General features: G+C 40.9%; 18 protein-coding genes. 16 read left to right on the top strand and 2 right to left on the bottom strand.

The genetic code is table 11. The features are described from left to right. Positions 1–36 precede the first annotated feature (36 nt). From HMPREF1115_RS11060 to HMPREF1115_RS11050, 3 genes are all read left to right on the top strand, one after another. Complete coding sequence (locus HMPREF1115_RS11060; protein ID WP_000465778.1) at positions 37–708, top strand: hypothetical protein; 672 nt, start codon at positions 37–39, stop codon at positions 706–708. 153 nt (positions 709–861) lie between these two features. After that, positions 862–1,743, top strand: a complete 882-nt coding sequence (locus HMPREF1115_RS11055) for a hypothetical protein (protein WP_000651967.1) — start codon at positions 862–864, stop codon at positions 1,741–1,743. Positions 1,744–1,779: 36 nt separating this feature from the next. Continuing rightward, on the top strand, positions 1,780–2,250 hold the full coding sequence (locus HMPREF1115_RS11050) for a hypothetical protein (protein WP_000700049.1): 471 nt from the start codon (positions 1,780–1,782) through the stop codon (positions 2,248–2,250). Between the two features lie 195 nt (positions 2,251–2,445). On the opposite strand, the gene HMPREF1115_RS11045 is transcribed toward HMPREF1115_RS11050, so the two are convergent. Further along, the gene (locus tag HMPREF1115_RS11045; protein ID WP_000060058.1) at positions 2,446–3,399 is read right to left on the bottom strand and encodes an aromatic acid exporter family protein; all 954 of its coding nucleotides are present in this window, start codon (positions 3,397–3,399) and stop codon (positions 2,446–2,448) included. Positions 3,400–3,448: 49 nt separating this feature from the next. Beyond that, a complete protein-coding gene (gene sstT, locus HMPREF1115_RS11040) occupies positions 3,449–4,660 on the bottom strand; it encodes a serine/threonine transporter SstT (protein ID WP_000821314.1) in 1,212 nt (403 codons plus the stop codon). Between the two features lie 150 nt (positions 4,661–4,810). On the opposite strand from sstT, the gene HMPREF1115_RS11035 reads away from it, so the two are divergent. The 13 genes from HMPREF1115_RS11035 to HMPREF1115_RS10975 all read left to right on the top strand — a co-directional run bounded on the left by HMPREF1115_RS11035 (position 4,811) and on the right by HMPREF1115_RS10975 (position 16,706). Further along, positions 4,811–5,371, top strand: coding sequence for a mechanosensitive ion channel family protein (locus tag HMPREF1115_RS11035; RefSeq protein ID WP_001150573.1), 561 nt, complete (start codon positions 4,811–4,813; stop codon positions 5,369–5,371). 57 nt (positions 5,372–5,428) lie between these two features. Further along, positions 5,429–6,337 (top strand): magnesium transporter CorA family protein, encoded by a 909-nt coding sequence (locus tag HMPREF1115_RS11030; protein WP_000899710.1) that lies wholly within the window; start codon positions 5,429–5,431, stop codon positions 6,335–6,337. A 17-nt stretch (positions 6,338–6,354) separates the two neighbouring features. Further along, positions 6,355–6,882, top strand: a complete 528-nt coding sequence (locus HMPREF1115_RS11025) for a YqeG family HAD IIIA-type phosphatase (RefSeq protein ID WP_000963744.1) — start codon at positions 6,355–6,357, stop codon at positions 6,880–6,882. Between the two features lie 2 nt (positions 6,883–6,884). Next, complete coding sequence (gene yqeH / locus HMPREF1115_RS11020; protein ID WP_000391187.1) at positions 6,885–7,991, top strand: ribosome biogenesis GTPase YqeH; 1,107 nt, start codon at positions 6,885–6,887, stop codon at positions 7,989–7,991. Between the two features lie 213 nt (positions 7,992–8,204). After that, the gene (yhbY, locus tag HMPREF1115_RS11015) at positions 8,205–8,516 is read left to right on the top strand and encodes a ribosome assembly RNA-binding protein YhbY (protein ID WP_000060164.1); all 312 of its coding nucleotides are present in this window, start codon (positions 8,205–8,207) and stop codon (positions 8,514–8,516) included. 50 nt (positions 8,517–8,566) lie between these two features. After that, complete coding sequence (locus HMPREF1115_RS11010) at positions 8,567–9,196, top strand: nicotinate-nucleotide adenylyltransferase (protein ID WP_000963716.1); 630 nt, start codon at positions 8,567–8,569, stop codon at positions 9,194–9,196. Then, positions 9,196–9,789 (top strand): bis(5'-nucleosyl)-tetraphosphatase (symmetrical) YqeK, encoded by a 594-nt coding sequence (gene yqeK / locus HMPREF1115_RS11005; RefSeq protein WP_000331220.1) that lies wholly within the window; start codon positions 9,196–9,198, stop codon positions 9,787–9,789. The genes HMPREF1115_RS11010 and yqeK overlap by 1 nt, the downstream gene beginning before the upstream one ends. Beyond that, a complete protein-coding gene (rsfS, locus tag HMPREF1115_RS11000) occupies positions 9,790–10,137 on the top strand; it encodes a ribosome silencing factor (protein WP_001003011.1) in 348 nt (115 codons plus the stop codon). Between the two features lie 55 nt (positions 10,138–10,192). After that, on the top strand, positions 10,193–12,325 hold the full coding sequence (locus HMPREF1115_RS10995; protein WP_000770046.1) for a DEAD/DEAH box helicase: 2,133 nt from the start codon (positions 10,193–10,195) through the stop codon (positions 12,323–12,325). Position 12,326: 1 nt separating this feature from the next. Then, positions 12,327–13,037, top strand: coding sequence for a DUF2290 domain-containing protein (locus tag HMPREF1115_RS10990; protein WP_000150389.1), 711 nt, complete (start codon positions 12,327–12,329; stop codon positions 13,035–13,037). A gap of 3 nt (positions 13,038–13,040) precedes the next feature. Further along, on the top strand, positions 13,041–13,781 hold the full coding sequence (locus tag HMPREF1115_RS10985; RefSeq protein ID WP_000257057.1) for a class I SAM-dependent DNA methyltransferase: 741 nt from the start codon (positions 13,041–13,043) through the stop codon (positions 13,779–13,781). A gap of 9 nt (positions 13,782–13,790) precedes the next feature. Then, entirely contained in the window at positions 13,791–14,888 is a 1,098-nt protein-coding gene (locus HMPREF1115_RS10980) for a nucleotidyltransferase (protein ID WP_000156377.1), read from the top strand. A 204-nt stretch (positions 14,889–15,092) separates the two neighbouring features. Next, positions 15,093–16,706 carry a ribonuclease Y gene (locus HMPREF1115_RS10975; protein ID WP_000404960.1) on the top strand — a complete coding sequence of 538 codons (1,614 nt, stop codon included), beginning with the start codon at positions 15,093–15,095 and terminating at the stop codon, positions 16,704–16,706. Positions 16,707–16,801 lie beyond the last annotated feature (95 nt).

Here is a 16,801-nt window from a genome sequence, read left to right as displayed (position 1 = left end):
CCGTTTTTGAAAGAGTGAAATAGAAAGAGGTAGAGTATGTTTTTTCTGAGACGTCGTCGGGTTTTTATCGGAGAATGCGATGGTCAGGCGGTTTACTATGACCAAAAGACTGGGGAGGCCTTGGCTGCTCCAAAGAGTGTTTTGCTTAATACGGAAGGTGCTTATAAGACCAATGCTTACATTCCTGAAATGGTTATTTTTCTGATGGCAGGTGGACCGGGTCTCTATGGCCTCCTTTCAGCCTTGGATATTGGTGTCTATAACTGGACCAGTTTGAGCTATGTTTTACTATTGTGGCTGGCTGAGTTTCTATTGTTTACCGCTATTCTTGAGCGAGGACTTTATAAAAATGTGCGCAAGGCTCAGCCAACAACGGAGAAGGTGTTTTACTACGCAGTGTCACATAATTTGATGGTGAGGGACGAACACTTTGATCCAGCTGAGGCATCTGCTACGATCTATCGAATCACTCGTTACATCATACTTGCCTTTGTTATCTATCTTTTGTATGTTTTTTACGACTGCACTCAAAAATTTGGGCAACCGATCGAACGAGGCTATGATTTTTGGGGAGCAGGTATAATGTTCTTTGCGCTCTTTCTGTTTTATAACCAAAACAATCCCGTTCGTTTTGTCAAGATTATGAGGCTATACAGCCAAGGGAAAATCTTGTTCAAGAAAGAACCGGAGAGCGAAACATGTAACTAGGTGTTAGGGAACAGTCAAATCCCAGAAAGTGAGTGCTGTATCTTGAACGAAGCGAGGTGTAGTTGCTACGATAGCTGCTATGTGATGTTCTCCTCAAATGGAAGATTCTCAAGGATATACGGCGTTCTGCCAGATGAAATTTGGAGATAAAAAATGAAAGACATCCGTATTTTTGGTGCTGACTTTGAAAGAAGTAAGCGCATTGTGACCCAGGGGGATTTTGCCCTGACCGCAGGTATGCCCAACCCCATTCATATGGGCATCATCAACCGCCTCTTTACAGTGATTATTCTTGGATTTTGCTTTTCAGGGATTCTGATCTATGGCGTATTAATCGGGATACCGGAATTTATAGGTGTAGATAGCGATGTTCATGTCATTTCTCTGGAAGCAGGAATGCTGATTCATAACATGAGTAGCTTTCTGAAACCCTTTAATCTGACGGTATATGCGATATCCTATCTAGGAATGGTGCTTGTTTTTTGGCCCAAAAAACGCTTGACCAGCCAGCTTTGGACCTACTTTCCTTTCTATTTTGCCATGTCCATTTGCGCTTTCATATCAGGACTGTACTTTGCCAGTGCAGTGGCCTATGATGCTTATACATGGCTGGGCTTCTGGCTTGAGCTTGGGGTAGGCATAGCCCTCTTTTTCTGGATTATCCTCAATAGTATTCAGAATCTCAAGCGCAGACTAAATGATCAAGAGGAAAAGTCAATCCTCAAGCAGCTAGTCAGGATTCTCGCTGGAACTGCGGCAGTTCTCTTTCCAGTGTCGCTGGTCTATCATCTGCTATATCAAGTCCCTCTTCAGTGGTATTTCTATATTTTAGGCTTATTTTTGCCAGTTTGGTTTGTCATTGGAGCTCATTTTATCTCCTTTATGATCAATGTCCATATCTTTCAAGCCTACTATATCCACAAATACCCAGAAGAGTATAAGGCTTATTTAAAGATATCGGATCGAGAATGGTACAGCAAACGATACTATAAAAAGCTGGTAAAAAGTGGACAGTTGCAGGAAGAGAGAACGTGAGGGAATTGGTTTTCCTATATAAAATAGAGGTTATTTATGAAAATAAATGATGATGTTATTAAAAGTTTAATCTCGATTCCTTTTTTAAAGGAAAGCAGAGAAACGACTGTTCCCATCAAACAGATAAAGAAACTGCAAGAAGCAGAGAAGAATATTAATAGTTTAAAATGGGAGAATTTTGTGTTAGAAAAAGATGGTGATTTTAGTGTGTATCTTTTTAAAAACCAGAGTGACATTTATAAACACTGGAATTCACTGGCAAATAATGCAAAAGAGGAAATAATTCCAGAAATTGAAGCGCGATTAGATAACCTGATTGGGGAAGGTAAACTAGTAGCATCCATGAAAGATCAAATTAAATTTGATATCATTGGCTTGGCTATCTACTTGACCATCAAAAAAGAGGTTCCCCAAGCTGAGTCAACATTTTATGATGATTTGTATGCTTTATATCAAGCAGGCTACATTCCTTGCGGATATGCGGGTGGACAATATAAAGTCTTCTAGCTTGGATTGTTATAAAAGTAAATCTAACTGTTGAAAGAGTCTGTGAAATTTTAAATACGGCTAGTCGTGATAGGGATTCAGGTTCTACAGAAGATATCCCTGTTTTGATGATTCCAAGGGCAATGGTTAAATAAACTTACCTTCCAAATGCAAAACAAAAGAACCTCAGAGGAATTCTCTGAGGTTCTTTGCGTTCTAGTTTCCATATTTCTGATAAAAATCGACCTTAACCTGGATAAAGGTTTCGGCTTCGCGTAGTAGCTGCAGGAGGGTGGCACGTGTTTCAAACTCCTCACGTGTTTTCGGGAGACTCCGGTTGCGGAAGACTTGCAGATAGCGTTCGATGTCATCAAGTAGGTCATGAGCAGGATTGGTCTGACTTAGCTGGGCAGCAATCTTTGAAAAGAGCTGGGCCAAGATCAAACTCTCACTTGCGGCCAGGTGACAGGTATTGATCTGCTGGGCCATATTTCGCAGGATGCGACTTTGTCGCTGTCTCATCTCAAAGTAATGGATGTGGTAGTCCGTCTGGTGAAAGAGGTGGTCCGAGTGATCCAGGTAGACCAGTTTGAGGGCCTCATCAAGAAGCTTGTCTAATTGGTCAACGAGTTGGGCTTGATTGCGTCCGTCTCCTCGCGACAGATAGTATTTAAAGCGAAGCAGGATGTCTTTTAACTTTTCTTCGACCTGAAGGTGGTAGCTTTGGATGGCTTTCTCACGAGAGGGCATGTAAAGGTTGACCAATAGGGCAAAGCTTGTCCCGATGAGAAAGAGGAGTACTTCATTAAGCAAGAGCTCTGGAGAGGTAGACTCCTGTACCAAGAGATGACTGACCAAGACACTGCTAGGGGTGATGCCGATTTCCCAGCCCATTTTGTAAGCAAGAGGGACATAGAGAGCAAGATAGAGGCCCAGGCTCCAGATGTGAAAGCCTGTCAGCTGAAAGGCTAGAACACCCATAGCGAGCGCTAGGAGCATGGAAAAGAGGCGGTTACGTGCTAATTTCAGCGTGCTTCTGCGTGTGTCGGAGAGGCTTAATAGAGCGATAATTCCAGCTGAAACTGCTGATGATAAATCTAAAAAATAAGCGAGAAAACAAGCGAGACAGGTCGCTAAGATCAGTTTTGTCGTACGTTGAGTGAGGGACATGAAAATTTCCTAAACTAATAGAATCAAGTGTTTAACGAGGAATCAGAGACTAGGGACGAAGTTTTCGGTTTGTAGCATACTCAGCAACTGCTGTAAAGAGGACATCTGTTGAAGAGTTCAGGGCTGTTTCACAGGAGTCTTGCACGACTCCGATCACAAAACCGACTCCGACAACTTGCATAGCCAAGTCATTGGAAATCCCAAAGAGGCTACAAGCTACAGGAATGAGGAGAAGGGATCCCCCAGCGATTCCAGAGGCCCCGCAGGCAGAAATAGCAGCCACGACACTGAGCACAAATGCTGTCCCAAAGTCTACCGAGATTCCGAGTGTATTGACGGCAGCTAGAGTCAGGACATTTATGGTAACAGCAGCGCCAGCCATATTGATGGTTGAACCAAGCGGGATGGAGACAGAGTAGGTGTCAGGATTCAGCCCCAAGTCTTGACAGAGTTTCATATTGACAGGGATATTGGCGGCAGAGCTACGAGTGAAAAAGGCTGTAATACCACTGACACGTAGGCATTTCAAAACAAGGGGATAGGGATTTTTCCTCATAAAGAGAAAGGCGATGAGCGGGTTGATGATGAGAGCAACAAAGGCCATGGTAGCAATCAAAAGTCCTAGGAGGACACCGTAGTTAGCCAGACTGGCAATACCCTTATCAGAGATGGTCTTGAACACCAAGCCTAAAATCCCAAAGGGAGCTAGGTTGATAATCCATTCGACAATTTTAGAGGTGACATCCGCCATGGTTTTCAGCAATTCTTTACTGTGTTTACTTGCCTCTCTCATAGCCAAGCCAAAGATGACTGCCCAAGAGAGAATCCCGATATAATTGGCTTCAACAATGGCATTCAAAGGATTGTCCACCAGTTTAAGCAAGAGGTTGCTGAGGACTTGACCGATACCGTCAGGAGCAGCAACTTCTGTATTTGCACTGGTCAGGGTGATTTGCACAGGCAGTAAGAAACTAGCTAGAACGGCTACCAATGCAGCAGCAAAGGTTCCAAGCAAGTATAGGAAAATAACAGCCTTCATATTGGTGTTTTGCCCCTTTTGGTGTTGGGAAAGGGCATTGGCAACAAGGGCAAAAACTAAAATAGGAGCGATGGCTTTCAGTCCGCCTACAAAGAGGTCTCCAAGCAGACCAATTCCTGTAAGGTTTGGAAAGAGCATCCCTAATGTCGCTCCCAAAATCATTCCAATAAGGATTCGTTTGATGAGGCTTGCCTTGATCCAGGCTCTAATGATTCGTTTCATAGCAGTCTCCTTCAAAATGTATTGTTTATAATTATAGTATAAATATGCTATAGAGGCAAGTGATATTTTGAAAATAGAGCCGATAATTGAATAATTATGAAAGAAAAGAGAAGGACGATTTTATGGTATAATAGGGGAAAGGAGTTTTATATGCAAGATTTTTTTCAACGCTATTTTGATAAACTTGATTTAACAACCATGTTAGAGAATCTCTTAACCAAGGTGATTTCTCTTTTGATTTTGTTTTTACTATTTTATATAGCTAAAAAGATGCTTCATGTGACTGTACGAAAGATTGTCAAACCCTCACTTAAATTTTCAAATCGAGATGCAGGAAGACAAAAGACCATCTCGCGTTTGCTAGAGAATGTCTTTAATTACATTCTTTATTTCTTTTTGCTCTACTGTATCCTGTCTATTTTAGGGCTGCCAGTTTCTAGCCTCCTTGCCGGTGCGGGGATTGCTGGGGTGGCCATTGGTATGGGGGCGCAAGGCTTTCTATCCGATGTCATTAATGGCTTCTTCATCCTTTTTGAACGCCAGCTTGATGTTGGTGATGAAGTGGTTCTCACAAATGGACCTATTACCGTTTCTGGAAAGGTCGTTAGCGTAGGAATCCGTACAACGCAACTGCGAGGTGATGATCAAGCCCTTCACTTTGTTCCCAATCGCAATATCACCGTCGTCAGCAATCTATCTCGTACTGAATAGGCCGGCTATTTTAGCAGATTTGTGGTACAATAGAAGGAGTTTGGTAAAGGAGAGAGTATGCTATTTGTAGAGAAAAAATTAGGTCACGATTGTACCTGGATAGACCTTGATGTAGACAAAATTAAAAACATGGAAGACCTTTCGGATGTCTATGGATTGGACAAGGAAACCATCGAGTATGCTCTGGATAGAAATGAGCGTGCCCACATGGACTATCACCGTGAAACGGGAACGGTAACCTTCATTTATAATGTTCTTGATTTAGAAAAAGACAAAGAATATTATGAAGCGATTCCGATGACCTTTATCGTTGAAAAACAACGGCTGATCACAATTAGCAATCACAAGAATAGTTATGTGATTAAACGAATGGCATCCTACCTTGAAAGCCATGAAGTTGTTTCAATCTACAAATTTCTTTTTGCCAGTTTAGAGATTATTAGTAATGCTTATTATCCAGTAATTGAAGAAATGGATAAAGGTAAGGATGAAATCAGTGCACTTCTTCGTCAAAAAACAACTAAAAAAAATCTCTTTGCCCTCTCTGACTTGGAAACTGGTATGGTTTACCTGACAGCAGCTGCCAAACAAAATCGTCTCCTCTTGGAACACATCCAAGGGCATGCTCTTTATCGCAATTTTAATGAGGTAGAAAGAGAGCAGTTTGACGATGCCATGATTGAAGCGCATCAGTTGGTTTCGATGACAGATTTGATTTCTCAAGTTTTGCAACAACTCTCAGCCTCTTACAACAACATCCTAAATAATAATCTAAATGATAATTTGACAACTTTGACAATTATCTCAGTCTTGCTAGCTATCCTTGCGGTTATTACAGGATTCTTCGGAATGAATGTTCCCTTACCGTTTGCAGATGAACCAAATGCTTGGATTTATATTTTGATAGCTAGTCTCATTTTATGGGTAGTCTTAGCCCAATATTTAAAGAATATTGCTAGAAATTAAAAAGAAAAGGAGCCAGAATGGCGATTGAAAATTATATGCCAGACTTTGCTGTGGAAGCAGTTTATGATCTGACAGTCCCAAGCCTGCAAGCGCAGGGAATCAAGGCTGTTTTGGTCGATTTAGACAATACCCTCATTGCTTGGAACAACCCTGATGGGACGCCAGAGATGAAGCAATGGCTACATGACCTCCGCGATGCAGGTATTCGCATCATCGTTGTTTCAAATAATACCAAAAAACGGGTCCAACGCGCAGTTGAGAAGTTTGGGATTGATTACGTTTATTGGGCCTTGAAGCCTTTCACATTTGGGATTGACCGTGCCATGAAGGAATTCCACTATGAGAAAAATGAAGTGGTCATGGTCGGCGACCAGCTCATGACGGATATTCGTGCAGCGCACCGTGCAGGTATTCGCTCGATCTTAGTCAAACCCTTGGTCCAACACGACTCGATCAAAACGCAGATTAACCGGGCTCGCGAGCGCCGTGTTATGCGAAAAATCACTGAAAAGTACGGACCGATTACATATAAAAAAGGAATTTAACTATGGAAGAAATTCTCTGTATTGGTTGTGGAGCAACCATTCAGACGACAGACAAGGCTGGTCTTGGTTTCACCCCTCAGTCGGCACTTGAAAAAGGGTTGGAGACTGGCGAAGTTTATTGCCAACGCTGTTTCCGTCTCCGTCATTACAATGAAATCACAGATGTCCAGTTGACAGACGATGATTTCCTCAAGCTCTTGCACGAGGTGGGAGACAGTGATGCCTTGGTGGTCAATGTCATTGATATCTTTGACTTTAATGGCTCTGTCATCCCAGGCTTGCCACGCTTTGTATCGGGCAATGATGTCCTCTTGGTTGGAAATAAGAAAGATATCCTGCCCAAGTCTGTTAAACCGGGCAAGATTAGCCAGTGGCTCATGGAGCGTGCCCACGAAGAAGGACTTCGTCCAGTTGATGTCGTCCTGACTTCAGCCCAAAATAAGCATGCCATTAAGGAAGTCATTGACAAGATTGAACACTACCGTAAGGGCCGTGATGTCTACGTGGTCGGTGTGACCAACGTTGGAAAGTCAACTCTTATCAATGCCATTATCCAAGAAATCACAGGTGACCAGAATGTCATTACGACTTCACGCTTTCCAGGGACAACCTTGGACAAGATTGAGATTCCGCTTGACGACGGATCTTATATCTACGATACGCCAGGGATTATCCACCGCCACCAGATGGCCCACTACTTGACGGCTAAAAACCTTAAGTATGTCAGCCCTAAAAAGGAAATCAAGCCAAAAACCTATCAGCTTAACCCTGAACAAACTCTGTTTCTAGGTGGTCTCGGACGCTTTGACTTCATATCAGGAGAAAAGCAAGGATTTACAGCTTTCTTTGACAATGAACTCAAACTCCATCGTACTAAGCTTGAAGGCGCTAGTGCCTTTTATGACAAACATCTTGGAACCCTTCTAACACCACCAAATAGTAAAGAAAAAGAAGATTTTCCAAAACTAGTCCAGCATGTCTTTATCATCAAGGACAAGACAGACCTAGTCATCTCAGGACTAGGCTGGATCCGCGTAACAGGCACCGCCAAAGTCGCCGTCTGGGCACCAGAAGGCGTCGCTGTCGTCACACGAAAAGCAATCATTTAAACACAGAAAGGAAAGGGTTATCTTTATAAAGGCGAGCCCTGCGAGCTCATAACGAATACTTTTCGCTGTGGTATCAGTTGGTACAAGTGATTGTACCAACTGCGGAAAATTTGAGACCTTAGGCTCAAATTTTAGTCATGAAAGTCCGAAGGACTTTGCTGACGTCCGTCACCACTTCAGAAAAGTATTAAAAGAAACTCTTTTAAAGAAATTATGTCATTAACATCAAAACAACGTGCCTTCCTCAACAGCCAGGCACACACCCTCAAACCCATCATCCAAATCGGGAAAAATGGACTCAACGACCAAATCAAAACCAGCATCCGTCAGGCTCTTGACGCCCGTGAATTGATTAAAGTTACGCTCTTGCAAAATACAGATGAAAACATCCACGAAGTAGCTGAAATCTTGGAAGAAGAAATCGGTGTGGATACTGTCCAAAAAATCGGACGCATCTTGATCTTGTTTAAACAATCCAGCAAGAAAGAAAATCGCAAGATTTCTAAAAAAGTCAAAGAAATCTAAAACCTACTCCAAACAACTGTTTTTACAGAGAATTAAAGGAAGACGAGCCTATGGCAATCGAATTATTGACTCCCTTTACCAAGGTAGAGTTGGAGCCAGAAATCAAGGAGAAAAAACGCAAACAAGTCGGGATTTTAGGGGGAAATTTTAACCCTGTTCACAATGCCCATCTTGTTGTGGCGGACCAAGTACGACAACAGTTAGGACTAGATCAGGTCCTGCTTATGCCCGAATACCAACCACCTCATGTAGATAAAAAGGAAACCATCCCCGAGCATCACCGTCTCAAGATGCTTGAGTTGGCGATAGAGGGGATTGAAGGCCTGGACATTGAAACCATTGAGCTAGAGCGCAAGGGCATTTCCTACACCTATGACACCATGAAGATTTTGACAGAGCAACATCCAGATACGGATTATTACTTTATTATCGGGGCTGATATGGTGGACTATCTGCCTAAGTGGTATCGAATTGATGAGCTAGTCGAAATGGTTCAGTTTGTAGGGGTTCAGCGTCCACGTTACAAGGCAGGGACTTCCTATCCAGTTATCTGGGTGGATGTGCCTCTCATGGACATCTCGTCCAGCATGGTGCGTGATTTCCTTGCCCAAGGTCGGAAACCTAACTTTCTCCTACCTCAGCCAGTGTTAGACTACATCGAGAAGGAGGGGCTCTACTGATGGCCTACCAAGACTATATCAACTGCTCCCGAGAGGCTTTGTTGGAAAAAATGGCAGAGCTTCTACCTGAAAAACGGTTAACCCATTGTTTGGGGGTGGAGCGTGCAGCCATAGAGTTAGCGGAGAGATTTGGAGTCGATACCGAGAAAGCGGGTCTAGCAGGCCTTCTTCATGATTATGCTAAAAAGCTGTCAGATCAGGAATTTCTAGACTTGATTGACCGTTACCGGCTAGATCCTGACCTCAAAAATTGGGGCAATAATGTCTGGCATGGCATGGTTGGCATCTACAAGATTCAGGAAGATTTGGATTTGCATGATCCAGAAATCCTGCGAGCTATTGAAATCCATACAGTCGGAGCTGGTCAGATGACCGATCTAGACAAAGTCATCTACGTCGCAGATTATATCGAGCACAATCGTGCCTTTCCTGGAGTGGACGAGGCACGTGAGATTGCTGTGCTATCGCTCAATAAGGCAGTGGCCTACGAAACAGCTCGTACCGTGGAGCATCTAGCTCATCAGGGATTCCCCATCTATCCCCAAACCCTGGAAACCTATAACGCCTTTGTGCACTATTTGAAAGAGGACTAAATGAACGAAAAAGAATTACTAGAACTAGTCGTGAAAGCGGCTGATGAGAAACGTGCGGAGGATATCCTTGCACTTGATGTACAAGATTTGACCAGCGTGACAGACTACTTTGTTATCACTAGCTCGATGAATAGCCGTCAGTTGGACGCAATCGCTGATAACATTCGTGAAAAAGTAGCAGAAGCTGGTGTTAAAGGCAGTCATGTCGAAGGCGATGCAGCTGGAGGCTGGGTCTTGCTAGACCTAGGCGGTGTCGTTGTGCATATATTCTCAGAAGAAATGCGTGCCCACTATAACCTAGAAAAGCTATGGCATGAGGCAGAGTCTGTAGATGTGACAGTGCAGTAGTGTGATATGAGGAAGTCGATTAAAACTTGTTTTTTCAAGAGTGGAGAAGCTTTATATGAAATTAAAAACGGTTATTACAAATAATGATTTTGAGTCAAATGAAGTAGCTAAAGATTTGGTAAATTATTTAAGCCAAAATGTTGATAAGTTGAATTTGCAAAATTCAACTTTGTATTATAAATATCCGAAATACGATAACGACACATTACCTGTTGTTCCAGATTTATTAATTGTAAGCCCTTGCTATGGTATAATCGTAATCAATTCAAGTGATAAGTTTTCAAGAGATTTATCTAATACATTTCTTGAAAACTTTAATAGTGATTTGAATGACATAGTGGCTATGATTACTGCTCAATTTGTTAGAATAAAATCACTAAGAAAATCGCGAGACGGAATATTAATTCCTATTAATACAATAGCTTATTTCCCGAATTCTAATAAATCTGACATTGCTAGAGATGAATATATCATTACAGTTACTTCAAGCTCTGAATTAAAGGATAATTTAGAAAATATTTGTTTAGCAGAAGATTTGAATGAAGACATAATGAGAGATGTGTACTCTGTAATAGACGGATCTCGTACAATTCCAGTTGATAATATGAGAGATATCTCTGATGAAGATAAATCTTCTGAAGGTTATATTCTTAGTACACTTGAAAAGCAAATTGCAACATTTGATTATAAACAAAAATTAGCTGCTCTTACTATCGTTGATGGACCCCAAAGAATAAGGGGAATGGCGGGCTCGGGAAAGACTGTAGTTTTAGCGATGAAAGCGGCTCAATTACATATTAATAACCCTGAAGAAAAAATTCTTTATACATTTTATACAAAATCTTTATATGATCAAGTGAAGAGACTGATTACTCGATTCTACCGTATGACTCAGGACCATGATCCTAATTGGGAAAATTTACATATACTACATGCGTGGGGAGGATATAATCAGCCTGGAGTATACTACAATACGTGTATTTCTTTAGGTGAAAGACCTGTAAATTTAACTAAAGCTCAAAATTTGTCTAAAGATGCTCAGATGACTCCTTTTGAATTTATTTGTAATGATTTAGTTACTCGAAATAAGGACAATTTTAATGCACAATATGATTATATCTTAATAGATGAAGGACAGGACTTTGCTAATTCTTTTTATTGGCTATGTAGACGTTTGGTAAAAAATGATCGAATTATTTGGGCTTATGATGAATTGCAAAATATATTAGACGTAGAGCCACAAGATTCTAAAAGATTATTTGAAAATCATATTGGGGATGAAGGAATTGATTTAGAAGAATTGATGGAAAGACATCCGCATCAAAGTAATGATATAATATTAAAGAAAAGTTATCGTAATCCAAAAGAGATTTTGGTGTCAGCTCATTCATTAGGTTTTGGAATCTATAATTCCAAAATAATACAAATGCTTGAAAATAAAAAACATTGGGAAGATATGGGATATTTTGTTGAAGAAGGGGGAAATATTGGAGAAAAAACCATAATTGAACGCCCAATAGAAAACAGTCCGTCAATTATTTCGAAAATGGTAGAAACAGATCAAATAGTTACTTTACAAAGTTTTCATAATATGGAATCTGAAACAGAATATATTGCTCAACAAATAAAAAATGATTTAGAACATAAATTAAAACCAGAAGATATTATGGTTATTTGTTTGGATGATAGATTTAGTCGTTCTTATTATGATCAGTTATCTGTTGCTTTGGCTGATAAAATGATTTCAATAAACAATATTATGAATTCTGCAAAAGGCGATAAATTTTCAATAAAAGATCAGGTAACTTTTTCAACAGTATATAGAGCTAAAGGGAACGAAGCTGGGAAAGTTTATATAATAGGAGCTGACAGTTTAAAGAGTAGAGATAGTATTAAGGTCAGGAATAAACTTTTCACAGCACTAACTCGTAGCAAAGGGTGGGTTCAATTAACTGGATGTGGTATCGAAGATGGATTTATTTCAGAAGAATTAAAAAAAGTAAGACGTAATGATTTTAAATTAATTTTCAATTACCCTAGTCAGGAAGACATTAAATTTACAGTACAGCGTGAGTTAAGTGATGTTAATGAACAGTTGAATAAAAAACGTGATCTTCTTTACAAATTGATAGAAGATTCTGGATTAACAGTTGAAGAAGCAACAAGATTATTTAAAATAGAAGATTAAGATGACAATAGCAATAGGTTTGATGAAATCAAGTTATGATGATGCTAAAATGATTTTAAAAAAGTATAATATAAAATTTGAAGAAAATAATATAAAAGTTCAAAAGAATTTTAAGAATTCTTATTCCGACGAGTTTAAAAAAACATCTTTGGTAGGAAATTCTATTGATATATATGAGAAAGCTATTGAGTTTCAAGATTATAATCTATTTCTTCCAGAAGATGGTTCATTTTTTCAATTTTCTATTGATGGCAGAAGTATTAGATTTGCGTATTTTGAGAGGCCATACAATAGCATGACATATCAAGAATTTTTAAAATTTTCTAATATTTCTTATGAAGAATATGGGGATGCGTTTTATGAGGATTATAATCAATATCTAATTGAATCTCCTCAAAAAGAACATATTACTAATTTCAGATATGATTATAGTGAAAATGAGTATCATGAGGTGATACACCCGGTATCACATTTACATATAGGGCAAAATAATAATGTTAGGATACCTCTATCAAAGATTTTACTTCCTTCTAGTTTTGTTATGTTTATAATAAAGCAGGTCTACTGGGAAAAATTTAAGGAATATTCCCAAAATAATATTTCATTTATTGATGACTATATAAGTGAAATAAATAGAGTAAAAGATATTTCCAAAGAATATTTAACCAGTAGAGAATTAAAAGAGTTAATTTTAGCTCTAAATGGAAGGTGATTTATGGCGACTTATGAAACCTTTGCGGCTGTTTACGATGCTGTGATGGATGATAGTTTATACGATAAATGGACGGATTTTTCGCTGCGTCATTTGCCTAAGACTAAGGAGAGAAAGAAACTCTTAGAATTGGCTTGTGGGACGGGTATCCAGTCTGTCCGTTTTTCTCAAGCAGGCTTTGATGTGACGGGACTTGACTTGAGCGCAGATATGCTGAAGATTGCGGAGAAAAGAGCTGCTTCGGCCAAGCAGAAGATTGATTTTATTGAAGGCAATATGCTGGATTTATCTAAGGCAGGTCAATACGACTTTGTTACGTGTTACTCGGACTCTATCTGCTATATGCAGGATGAGGTCGAGGTAGGAGACGTGTTTAAGGAAGTATACAATGCCCTCAATGAAGACGGAGTATTCATCTTTGATGTACATTCGACCTACCAGACAGATGAAGTTTTTCCAGGCTATTCCTACCATGAAAATGCGGAAGATTTTGCCATGCTTTGGGACACCTATGAGGACGAAGCTCCTCACTCCATCGTGCATGAGTTGACTTTCTTTGTCAAGGAGGCTGACGGTTCCTTTAGTCGTCACGATGAAGTACATGAGGAGCGAACCTATGAGGTCTTGACCTATGATATTTTGCTGGAACAGGCTGGTTTCAAGTTCTTCAAACTCTATGCGGACTTTGAGGATAAGGAGCCGACAGAAAACAGTAGACGTTGGTTTTTTGTCGCGCAGAAGTAGGAGAACATCATGACTATCACAGGTATTATCGCGGAGTTCAATCCTTTTCATAATGGCCACAAATACCTGCTTGAGCAGGCGGAGGGACTGAAAATCGTTGCCATGTCTGGGAATTTCATGCAGCGTGGAGAGCCTGCTATCGTGGACAAGTGGACTCGGGCTCAGATGGCGCTGGAAAGTGGAGCGGATCTGGTAGTGGAATTGCCCTTTTTAGTTAGTGTTCAGGCAGCAGATTTCTTCGGTCAAGGAGCTGTGGATATCTTGGCTCGATTGGGTATTGATACTCTAGCTTTCGGGACGGAGGAAGTTCTGGATTATCAGAAAATTGCTGACCTATACACGGAGCAAGGTGCTGAGATGGAGAATTTTGTGGAAAATCTGCCTGATTCGCTCTCCTATCCTCAGAAAACCCAAGCCATGTGGAAGGAATTTGCAGGTCTTGATTTTTCAGGCAATACACCCAATCATGTTCTAGCTTTGGCCTATGCCAAGGCGGTTGCGGGACGTAGAATCAAACTCCATCCGATTCAGCGTCAGGGGGCTGGTTATCATTCTGTGGATAAGGATGTTGACTTTGCCTCGGCAACAGCTCTCCGTCAGCATCAATCAGACCAAGATTTCTTAGAACGCTTTATGCCTTCTGTTGCTCTCTTTGAGCAGGCCAGTAAGGTGAGTTGGGATGACTATTTTCCCTTGCTCCGCTATCAAATCTTGTCAAATCCAGACCTAACAACGATCTATCAGGTCAATCAAGAAATGGCGGTGCGCATCAAGGAAGCTATCAAAACAGCCCAGTTTCTGGATGAATTGATTGAGGTAGTTGCGACCAAGCGTTATACCAATGCGCGTGTCAGACGCCTCTTGACCTATATTTTGGTACAGGCCAGAGAAAGCGACTTGCCAGAAGGTATCCGTGTTCTTGGTTTTACCGAAAAAGGCAGACAACACCTCAAGTCTCTGAAAGAACAGGTCCATCTAGTCAGCCGAATTGGTAAAGAACCCTGGGATGCTATGACTCAAAAGGCAGACCAGATTTACCAACTAGGACAGCCAAGTATTGCAGAGCAGAATTTTGGAAGAGTGCCGATTAGAATAGAATCAAACTAAGTCTACTGAAAGGTAGGCTTTTTTTATTGTATGTTTTAATGAAAATGTCATTTTTAAGAGCTAGAAAGTTTGTTTGGTGATTTCAGAACTTTCTTCTAAAATTCACACAAAACTCTTCAATTTGGGTTTGTGAAAATCGGTTTTTTATGATAGAATATTAAGGAATGTATGTCATTCGATAAACAAATTTAATGAGGTAAAAACATGGAAATCATGACACTTGCGATTGCTGTTTTTGCCGTCATCATTGGTTTAGTCATTGGATATGTCAGCATCTCAGCTAAGATGAAATCATCTCAAGAGGCTGCAGAGTTGATGCTTCTAAATGCTGAACAAGAAGCAACTAATTTACGAGGACAAGCTGAGCGCGAAGCGGATTTATTGCTAAATGAAGCCAAGAGCGAAAGCAAGTCTCTTAAAAAAGAAGCACTATTGGAGGCCAAAGAGGAAGCCAGAAAATACCGTGAAGAAGTGGACGCTGAATTTAAGTCAGAACGTCAGGAACTCAAGCAAATCGAAAGTCGTTTGACGGAGAGAGCTACGAGCCTTGATCGCAAAGACGACAATTTGACGAACAAAGAAAAAACACTTGAACAAAAAGAACAAAGTATTTCTGATAGAGCAAAAAACCTTGATGCACGTGAAGAGCAATTAGAGGAAGTCGAAAGACAAAAAGAAGCTGAACTTGAACGTATCAGTTCCCTTTCCCAAACTGAGGCTCGAGATATTATCTTGGCTCAGACAGAGGAAAATTTGAGCAAGGAAATTGCTAGTCGCATTCGTGAGGCTGAGCAAGAAGTCAAGGAACGGTCAGACAAGATTGCGAAAGATATCTTGGTTCAGGCTATGCAACGTATCGCTGGTGATTATGTAGCAGAGTCAACAAACTCGACAGTTCACCTACCAGATGATACTATGAAAGGACGTATTATCGGTCGTGAAGGGCGTAATATTCGTACCTTTGAAAGTTTGACAGGGGTAGATGTCATCATTGACGACACGCCAGAAGTGGTCACCTTGTCAGGATTTGATCCGATTCGTCGTGAAATTGCTCGTATGACCATGGAAATGTTGCTCAAGGATGGCCGTATCCACCCAGCTCGTATCGAGGAGTTGGTGGAGAAAAACCGTCAAGAGATTGACAATAAAATCCGTGAATACGGGGAGGCTGCTGCCTATGAGATTGGTGCGCCAAACCTTCATCCAGACTTGATGAAGATCATGGGACGTTTGCAGTTCCGTACTTCTTATGGACAAAATGTCTTGCGTCATTCGATTGAGGTTGCCAAGTTATCTGGTATCATCGCGAGTGAACTTGGTGAAAATGCAGCTCTTGCCCGTCGTGCTGGATTCCTTCATGACATCGGGAAAGCTATTGACCGCGAGGTTGAAGGTAGCCACGTTGAGATTGGTACGGAGTTGGCTCGTAAGTACAAGGAACACCCAGTTGTGGTGAATACCATTGCTAGCCACCACGGCGATGTCGAAGCCGAAAGCGTCATTGCAGTGATCGTTGCCGCAGCAGATGCCTTGAGCGCAGCGCGTCCAGGTGCTCGTAGTGAGTCTCTTGAAAGCTATATCAAGCGTCTCCATGATTTGGAAGAAATCGCCAATGGCTTTGAAGGGGTGCAAAATAGCTTTGCCCTTCAAGCGGGACGTGAAATCCGTATCATGGTTAATCCAGGACAAATCAAAGACGACAAAGTCACAATCTTGGCTCACAAAGTTCGTGAGAAAATTGAAAATAATCTCGATTACCCAGGAAATATCAAGGTAACCGTGATCCGCGAACTTCGTGCAGTAGATTATGCTAAATAAATAAGAAAGAGCAGTTGAAATATTACTGCTTTTTTGTTACACTAGATAGAAAGACTGTAGAAGGATAACTGACGCAATCATCAGTATCCGAGAGA

The sequence above is a fragment of the Streptococcus oralis SK610 genome (assembly GCF_000257455.1).
Lineage (GTDB): Bacteria > Bacillota > Bacilli > Lactobacillales > Streptococcaceae > Streptococcus > Streptococcus oralis_CB.
This window is presented reverse-complemented; position numbering and strand designations above follow the sequence as displayed.

Coding starts and splice junctions, on each gene's coding strand:
- HMPREF1115_RS11060 (WP_000465778.1), top strand. CDS start 37: ATGTTTTTTCTGAGACGTCGTCGGGTTTTTATCGGAGAATGCGATGGT.
- HMPREF1115_RS11055 (WP_000651967.1), top strand. CDS start 862: ATGAAAGACATCCGTATTTTTGGTGCTGACTTTGAAAGAAGTAAGCGC.
- HMPREF1115_RS11050 (WP_000700049.1), top strand. CDS start 1,780: ATGAAAATAAATGATGATGTTATTAAAAGTTTAATCTCGATTCCTTTT.
- HMPREF1115_RS11045 (WP_000060058.1), bottom strand. CDS start 3,399: ATGTCCCTCACTCAACGTACGACAAAACTGATCTTAGCGACCTGTCTC.
- sstT (WP_000821314.1), bottom strand. CDS start 4,660: ATGAAACGAATCATTAGAGCCTGGATCAAGGCAAGCCTCATCAAACGA.
- HMPREF1115_RS11035 (WP_001150573.1), top strand. CDS start 4,811: ATGCAAGATTTTTTTCAACGCTATTTTGATAAACTTGATTTAACAACC.
- HMPREF1115_RS11030 (WP_000899710.1), top strand. CDS start 5,429: ATGCTATTTGTAGAGAAAAAATTAGGTCACGATTGTACCTGGATAGAC.
- HMPREF1115_RS11025 (WP_000963744.1), top strand. CDS start 6,355: ATGGCGATTGAAAATTATATGCCAGACTTTGCTGTGGAAGCAGTTTAT.
- yqeH (WP_000391187.1), top strand. CDS start 6,885: ATGGAAGAAATTCTCTGTATTGGTTGTGGAGCAACCATTCAGACGACA.
- yhbY (WP_000060164.1), top strand. CDS start 8,205: ATGTCATTAACATCAAAACAACGTGCCTTCCTCAACAGCCAGGCACAC.
- HMPREF1115_RS11010 (WP_000963716.1), top strand. CDS start 8,567: ATGGCAATCGAATTATTGACTCCCTTTACCAAGGTAGAGTTGGAGCCA.
- yqeK (WP_000331220.1), top strand. CDS start 9,196: ATGGCCTACCAAGACTATATCAACTGCTCCCGAGAGGCTTTGTTGGAA.
- rsfS (WP_001003011.1), top strand. CDS start 9,790: ATGAACGAAAAAGAATTACTAGAACTAGTCGTGAAAGCGGCTGATGAG.
- HMPREF1115_RS10995 (WP_000770046.1), top strand. CDS start 10,193: ATGAAATTAAAAACGGTTATTACAAATAATGATTTTGAGTCAAATGAA.
- HMPREF1115_RS10990 (WP_000150389.1), top strand. CDS start 12,327: ATGACAATAGCAATAGGTTTGATGAAATCAAGTTATGATGATGCTAAA.
- HMPREF1115_RS10985 (WP_000257057.1), top strand. CDS start 13,041: ATGGCGACTTATGAAACCTTTGCGGCTGTTTACGATGCTGTGATGGAT.
- HMPREF1115_RS10980 (WP_000156377.1), top strand. CDS start 13,791: ATGACTATCACAGGTATTATCGCGGAGTTCAATCCTTTTCATAATGGC.
- HMPREF1115_RS10975 (WP_000404960.1), top strand. CDS start 15,093: ATGGAAATCATGACACTTGCGATTGCTGTTTTTGCCGTCATCATTGGT.